Source organism: Streptomyces sp. NPDC001493, from assembly GCF_053597235.1.
On sequence record NZ_JBSFHV010000058.1, the window covers coordinates 1 to 7,225 of the forward strand.

Below are 7,225 nucleotides of genomic sequence, written 5' to 3' on the forward strand. Positions count from 1 at the left end.
ATACATCCAGTATCGGGGCGGCCCTCCGCCTTGCGATCGCACGCACCGGACGCCGCCGGACCCGCCCTCCGGGCGGACGGCGCCACTTTCGACACGCGCCCTCGCGGCCCACCGGCGCACAGCGACCAGGCTGCACCCCCGGCCCGGCACGCCGACGGCGCGGGACAGTTCCGTGGCGGGTCCCATGCTGTGGCCGGCCGGGGAACCGTGGCCGGTCTGCACGGCGGTACACCCGAAGGGCACCGGCCACCTCCTCTCCGACGTACGGCTGCGCCGCCGCATCGCGAACGACGCCCGGGGCCACGACCACACCGAGGAGGAGCGGCGGCTGCTCGACGGAATGGTCCCGGGCGCCCACGCCCCGGACCTGCGCGACGACGCCCCCCTGCCGATGCTGGCGGTCGCCCAGCTGTTCACCGCGGACGTCCCGGATCTCGTGGGACCCGAGGGCCACGACCTGTTGCAGGTCTTCTGGTGCCCCTTCGAGGTGCACGGGCCCACCCGCACGATCGACGTCGTCCTCGGATGGCGGCGCGCGGCCGAGGTCGGCGCCGTACTCTCACCGCAGCCGGAACCCCTGGTGGCCGGCCGCGCGGAGTGCGTACCGACCATGTGTGTCGTACACCCGGAACAGGTCCTGGAGCACGAGTACTTCGGGCTGCTGGACGAGACGCTCCAGGAGGAGATCTCCGACTGGGAGGAGGAGATCTCCGAGGACGGCGAGGGGGACACGGGCGGTCCCTCCCCGTCGGCGGGGTACGCCACGTACGAGGAGTACGAGGCGGCGATGGCTGCGGCCAGGGCGGCGGAGCCGGACGGGATCGACTACATGAGCGACCTGTCGATCGCACCCGGCTGGAAAGCCGGCGGCTTCGCGTCCTGGCATCTGACCGACCCCGCACCCGTCGACTGCCCGGTGTGCGGAACGGCGATGCCGCCCCTGCTCACCGTGGCCACATGGGAGGGCGACGGCGCCTCGCGCAGCTGGCTGCCGCTGGAGGACCGCGACGCCCACGGCGACCCGCCCGTCATCGACCCGACCGGGGTCCACCTCGGCCGGGGCCTGATGCGCGTGCACACCTGCCCGGCCGATCCCTCCCACCCGCACCGGCTCAGCTTCCAGTAGACCGCCCTCCGTCAGGTGAGGGTCTGCACCGGTTGCGCACCGGACCGGCGAAGACCCTGCCGCACAGTCGCCGACCTGCGGGAATCGGCATGAAGATCGAAGAGTTCGCCTGCGAACGTGACGTCAGGAAGGGGGGTGATGACGATCGGATGAAGGTGTTGAGCGGTGTGTGAGGAGTGAGGGTTCGGGATGGCCGCTGGTCGAGTGATCCGTTTCGACGGGATGCGTGGTTACGGCTTCATCGCGCCGGAGGGCGGCGGGGAGGACGTCTTCCTTCATGTGAACGACCTGCTCATTCCCGAGGGGACAGTGCGCTCCGGTCTCATGGTCGAGTTCGTGATCGAGGACGGCGACCGTGGGCTCAAGGCGTCCAAGGTGCGGCTGGCCCGTGACGCGCAGACCACCTCGGACCGGGCGTCCGCCCTGCCCGCCCCGCGGCGCACGGCGGTCGACGCGTCCGTGCCGGAGGACCAGGAGCCGATGTGCGACGTGCTCAGCTCCGCGGAGTTCACGCGTGAGGTGACCGAGCTGCTGCTGACCTCCGCACCGGAACTGACTGGTCATCAAATCCAGATCGTGCGCGCGCAGTTCGCGGCACTGGGCAACCGGCACGGCTGGATCGAGGACTGATTCCCCGGACGGAGCCGCCCTGAGAGCCAGTTCCGGGACGGCCCCCGTCGGCGACGAACGCGAACTACGGGTCACCGCACGGAGTGCTGTCGTCGACGAAGCCGAGTACGGCCGGAGGCCGGAGCCAATTCGGCCCGGCCCCGACCGGGCGGTGCCGGGCAGCGGCACGTGCGCACCTTCCCGGTCCCTGGAATTCTGGAAAAGTGGGCGTCGCACAGATCAACCTTTTGACCCGAAGGGAAGCCATGACCACCGAGACGCTGGAGTTTCAGGCCGAAGCGCGACAGCTCCTGCAGCTGATGGTCCACTCGATCTACTCGAACAAGGAGATCTTCCTCCGCGAACTCATCTCCAACGCCTCGGACGCCCTGGACAAACGGCGCCTCGCCGCGCTCACGGACGAGAGCCTCACGGCCGAGGACCCGCATGTCGCCATCGAGGCCGACAAGGAGGCCCGCACCCTGACCGTGCGGGACAACGGCATCGGCATGTCGCGCGACGACGTGGTGAGCCTCATCGGCACCATCGCGAAGTCAGGCACTGCCGAAGCCCTGCGCAAGCTGCGCGAGAACAAGGAATCGGCCGAGCTCATCGGCCAGTTCGGGGTCGGTTTCTACTCCGTCTTCATGGTCGCCGACAAGGTCACCCTCCATACGCGCAAGGCCGGTGAGGCGGCGGGCGTGCGCTGGGAATCGGAGGGCGACGGCACGTACACCATCGAGGCCGCCGACGACGTGCCGGAGGGCACGTCCGTGACCGTGTACCTGCGGCCCGCCGACGAAGAGGACGCGCTGCACGACTTCGCCGACGAATGGAAGATCCGGGAGATCGTCAAGCGGTACTCGGACTTCATCTCCTTCCCCATCCGGATGGGGGACGACACCCTCAACTCCATGAAGGCCCTCTGGGCACGGCCGCGGTCCGAGGTCACGGACGAGGAGTACCGGGAGTTCTACCAGCACATCAGCCATGACTGGACGGAGCCGCTCGACATCATCCAGATGCGGGCCGAGGGCACCTTCGAGTACGAGGCCCTGCTGTTCATCCCGGCGCGCGCGCCGCACGACCTCTTCCAGCGCGATGCCCGTCACGGCATTCAGCTGTACGTCAAGCGCGTCTTCATCCTGGACGACAGCCGCGACCTCCTGCCCGGCTACCTCCGCTTCGTCAAGGGAGTCGTCGACGCCGCCGACCTGTCTCTGAACATCTCCCGCGAGATCCTCCAGCAGGACCGGCACATCCAGCTGATGCGCCGCCGCCTCACCAAGAAGGTCCTTTCGACGATCAAGGACCTGATGAGGAAGGACTCCGACAAGTACCGCACGTTCTGGCGCGAGTTCGGCCCCGCCGTCAAGGAGGGCCTACTCGACGGGACCGAGGACCAGAAGGCGATCCTCGACATCGCGTCGTTCGCCTCCACCGTCGGCGACGAGCCCACCAGCCTCGCCGACTACGTCGCCCGGATGAAGGACGGCCAGGACAAGATCTACTTCATGACCGGCGAGAGCCGCGCACAGGTCGTGAACTCCCCGCACATGGAGGCGTTCAAGGCCAAGGAGTACGAGGTCCTGCTGCTCACCGACCCGGTCGACGAGATCTGGGTCGAGGCGGTGCGGGAGTACGAGGGCAAGGAATTCCGGTCCGTCGCACGCGGCGCGGTCGACCTGCCCTCCGAGGAGGAGCCGTCCGAGGAGAAGTCGGGCGCCTACGCGGCCGTGCTCACCTGGCTCAACGAGACGCTCGACGAGGTCCAGGACGTACGTCTGACGACCCGCCTGACCAGCTCGCCCGCCTGCCTGGTCAGTGACGCGGACGGTCTCACGCCGACACTGGAGAAGATGTACAGGGCGATGGGCCAGGAGGTTCCGCCGGTCAAGCGCATCCTTGAGCTGAACCCCGAACACCCGCTGGTCAGCGGGATGAAGTCGGCGTACGAGCAGCGAGCCGCCGACCCGGATCTGGCGGAGACGGCCGAGCTGCTCTACGGCACCGCACTGCTCGCGGAAGGGGGCGACCTGGCCGACCCGGCGCGCTTCGCCAGGCTGCTCGCCGGCCGCCTCAGCAGGACCGTGTGACGATCGGCCGATGACGGCGAATGCCGCGAGCACATCCGTGCTCGCGGCATTCGTGTCCGCGGTGTGCGAGGCCGAGCGTGGCCAAGATCGTGGTCGTCCGGGCCAACCCTGTCCAGGCCACCCCTGTCCAGGCCCATCCCCGTCCGGGCCCGCCCCCTCCAGGGGGCGCCGGAGGGCGGTTCCAACAGATCGACCCGGAGTGGTGGTTCACTTCCGCTCACGTGGGGGAGAGCGCACCGGCCGTGGCCCACACGTAGGTCGCGCAGCTCGGTAGTGGCGCGCCCGAAAGGACCGCATGAGCGAGGTCGCTGCGGCGACAACTCTGCGTAAAGAGTGATGGCCCATCAAGTTGTTCTGGCGTGTCGTCATGCAGTCAAGATCATCTTGCACGGTCGTTGCACAAGCCCGACAGCGGAGTGGTCTCGCTTTGGCGGTTGACGTCGTGTGGTTGAGGCTGCACCGCGATCGTGGGCGGTGGGCTCGCCTCGCCCGTTGCGGCTCACGGCCCTCACTCGTCGGTGGCCACCTGGAAGAAGCTCAGTGACGACACCGTTTGCCAGACACGTCTCCCTGTTTGTCGCCTGCCGACCTGACACATGGCGATCCCGCTTCCGGGCCCGGGCGGACCGGAGCGACCGTCGTTGCCGCAGGACGGCAGAGCGTCCGGTCGTTCGCATGTGACACCGTTCAGGTGTCGGACGCGGTCCCGCTGTCATCATCCGGACCGTGCTGGTCCAAGTAGGCCTGCGCTTCCTTGCGCGCGTCGGGTTCGGCTCCGGTTCCGAACGCCGCCGCGGCCCGGTAGGCGGCCGTTGCGGCCCGGAGTCGGCCGGCGCCCAGGTGGGCTCGTGCGAGGCGGGCGTATGCGCGGCTCTCCATGCCGGTGTTGCCGCTGTCGTGGGCGTGTTCGACGCACACGTTCAGTTCTTCCACGGCCTCGTCCCAACGTTGCAGGGCGATCAGGACGTCGGACAGTGCGCCGTGGCCGTTGAGCCGGGCGTTCAGGAGGAAGGGTGCCTCGTAGGTCTCGGCCGCAGCCTCGACGGCGGCGAGCGACTGCCGGTAGGCGTCGGCTGCTTCGTGGAGTCGGCCGGCCCCGAGGAGGGCGCCGGCGCGTCCGAACATCGCCGCCACCGCGCCGTGGCGCTCCCCGACGCGTGAGAACAGGTCAGCGGCCAGTCCGTTGTGTTCGGCCGCGGCGGAGGGCTCGCCGATACGGGCCAGTGCCCAGGCGCGGTAGGTGTGGGACCACCCCTGCTGGGTGAGGTCCCCGGCCCCTCGCGCCGCCTCCAGCGCCTGGGCCGCGCACTCGGCACCTTCCTCGGGGCGTCCGTCACAGATCGTCAGTGCCCACGCCTGGTAGTTGAGTTGAGTTGCTTCGGCCAACCGGTCTCCCTGTGACCGGGCCGAGGAGGCGGCGGTCCGGAAGACCTCGGTCCAGTGACCCCAGAAGAGCCACTCGTCGGAGAACCAGTGCATGGCCTCGGCGGTCTCCACGACCCTGGCGTGCTCGCCTGCGGCTGCGGCCGCACGGAGCGCGCCGAGCCAGTTGTCGGCTTCGGCCTGGAGCCACAGCCGTGCCCTGTTCCTGTCGGAGAGGTCCGCGAGGACCGGCGGCGTGGTCGGGGTCCCGTGCTTCGGCTCGTACCAGCGGCCCGCCAGGACGGTGGTGTCGAGCAGCCAGTGCCGCAGCGAGGTGCGCGCCGTGTCGGCGTCGACCGCCGAGTCCTCGGCCTTGAGCCTGGATTCGGCGAACAGACGCAGGAGGTCGTGGAGGCGGTAGCGGTCGCGGTCGGTCGCGAGCAGTCCGGTCTCGACCAGTTCCTCCAGAGCGTCCTCGACGTCGAAGAGGTCGAGCCCCGTCAGGACGCCGGCGCCGGCGGTGGCCGTGTCGGGGCCGGGGACGAGTGCGAGCAGGCGGAAGAGCCGCGCGGCGGGAGGCGACAGCCGGCGGTAGGACAGGTCGAAGGCGGCGGCCACGCGGACGTCGCCGGCGACCAGCGAGTCCAGACGCCGTCCCTCGGCGGACAGGCGTTCGGCGAACCGATCGGCGCTCCAGCCTGTGCGGGTGGCGAGCCAGTTGCCGGCCACCCGCAGCGCGAGGGGCAGGTTGCCGCACAGGGCGGCGATGCGCGCGACCGCCGCGGCTTCGCCGTGGGCGCGCTCGGTGCCCAGCAGGCCGGCCAGCATCGTCTCCGCCTCGGTCCCGGTGAGTTCCCCGAGCGGCATGCGGTGCACGTTGTTCAGGCCGGTCAGCATGCGTCGGCTGGTGATGATCACCATGCTCCGGCCCGCTCCGGGCAACAGCGGTCGCACCTGGGCCTCGTCGCGGGCGTTGTCCAGTACGAGCAGGCGGGGCTGCTCGGCCATGGCGTCCCGATACATCTCGGGATGGCCTTCCGGGCCGCTGCGGGCCAGGTCACGGTCGGCGACGCCGAACGCCTTGAGGCAGCGCAAGGTCAGCGTCTCCGGCCCGGGCGGGTCCTCGTCCATGCCGCGCAGATCCAGGACGGTGCGGCCGGCGGGGAAGTGGCTGTCGAGTTCACGGGTGGCCTGGAGGGCGAGCGAACTCTTGCCGATCCCAGGGGAGCCGGACACCGCGATGACGGGGCAGTACCCGTTCTCGGCGGAGGCGGCGAGAGTCCTCATCCTGTCCAGTTCGGTGCGCCGGCCCACGAAGTCGTCGACGCCCCGGGGGAGCCGTCCTCCCCCCGCAGGCTCGCCCACGGGCCTGGCGGCGCGTGCCGCCGCCTGGAACCTGGCCCGGCCCGCGTCGTCAAGACGCAGGCCGAGGGCCAGGGCCGCGATCGTGGACCGCTGCGGGACGGCACGGCGTCCGCGTTCCAGGTCACCGATGCCGCGCACGCTGAGTCCGGAGGCTTCGGCGAGCTCCTCCAAAGTGAGCGACGCCTCCTGCCGCATCTGCCGCAGCAGTGCCCCGAAACTCGCCATACCTGCCTCCCGATGCTCTCTGCGCACGCACCGGACGGACGGTCGCGTCTTGGCGATCAGGCTAGCGATCGGGCGGCTCGCAGCATCATCCGGGGAGGGATACGTGCTGGTCAGCGCCGATGGTCCGGACATGCCGCGGCCGCAGCGGGCTCGGCCGGATCCGTCCTGCGCGCAGCGGCGGCGCGCCGGCGGCCGGCCGAGGCCGACCAGGTTGGGGGGCAGAGGTGGCGCCATCCGGGGAGCCGGAGGGCGGGACAAACGGCCCGTGCCCCGCCTCCCGGCGCCCGGGTGAGCGGCGGCCTGCCGATGGCACCGCTCCAGCGGGTGGGGCGTCAGCCCGGCTCCGACTAGGGCGTGTGTCGAAAGTGGCGCCGTCCGCCCGGAGGGCGGGTCCGGCGGCGTCCGGTGCGTGCGATCGCAAGGCGGAGGGCCGCCCCGATAC

At 70.4% G+C, this 7,225-nt stretch carries 4 protein-coding genes; 3 read left to right on the forward strand and 1 reads right to left on the reverse strand.

Going from position 1 to position 7,225, the window contains the following annotated elements:
• The first annotated feature begins 172 nt into the window (after window positions 1-172).
• From ACWCWD_RS36965 to htpG, 3 genes are all read left to right on the forward strand, one after another.
• Window positions 173-1,126: a hypothetical protein gene (locus ACWCWD_RS36965; protein WP_450780028.1), complete on the forward strand. Its 954-nt coding sequence runs from the start codon at window positions 173-175 to the stop codon at window positions 1,124-1,126.
• Window positions 1,127-1,315: 189 nt separating this feature from the next.
• The gene (locus ACWCWD_RS36970) at window positions 1,316-1,756 is read left to right on the forward strand and encodes a cold-shock protein (protein ID WP_450780030.1); all 441 of its coding nucleotides are present in this window, start codon (window positions 1,316-1,318) and stop codon (window positions 1,754-1,756) included.
• Window positions 1,757-2,001: 245 nt separating this feature from the next.
• Window positions 2,002-3,831, forward strand: a complete 1,830-nt coding sequence (gene htpG / locus ACWCWD_RS36975; protein WP_450780032.1) for a molecular chaperone HtpG — start codon at window positions 2,002-2,004, stop codon at window positions 3,829-3,831.
• A gap of 687 nt (window positions 3,832-4,518) precedes the next feature.
• On the opposite strand, the gene ACWCWD_RS36980 is transcribed toward htpG, so the two are convergent.
• The gene (locus ACWCWD_RS36980) at window positions 4,519-6,783 is read right to left on the reverse strand and encodes a helix-turn-helix domain-containing protein (RefSeq protein ID WP_450780033.1); all 2,265 of its coding nucleotides are present in this window, start codon (window positions 6,781-6,783) and stop codon (window positions 4,519-4,521) included.
• Window positions 6,784-7,225: the final 442 nt, after the last annotated feature.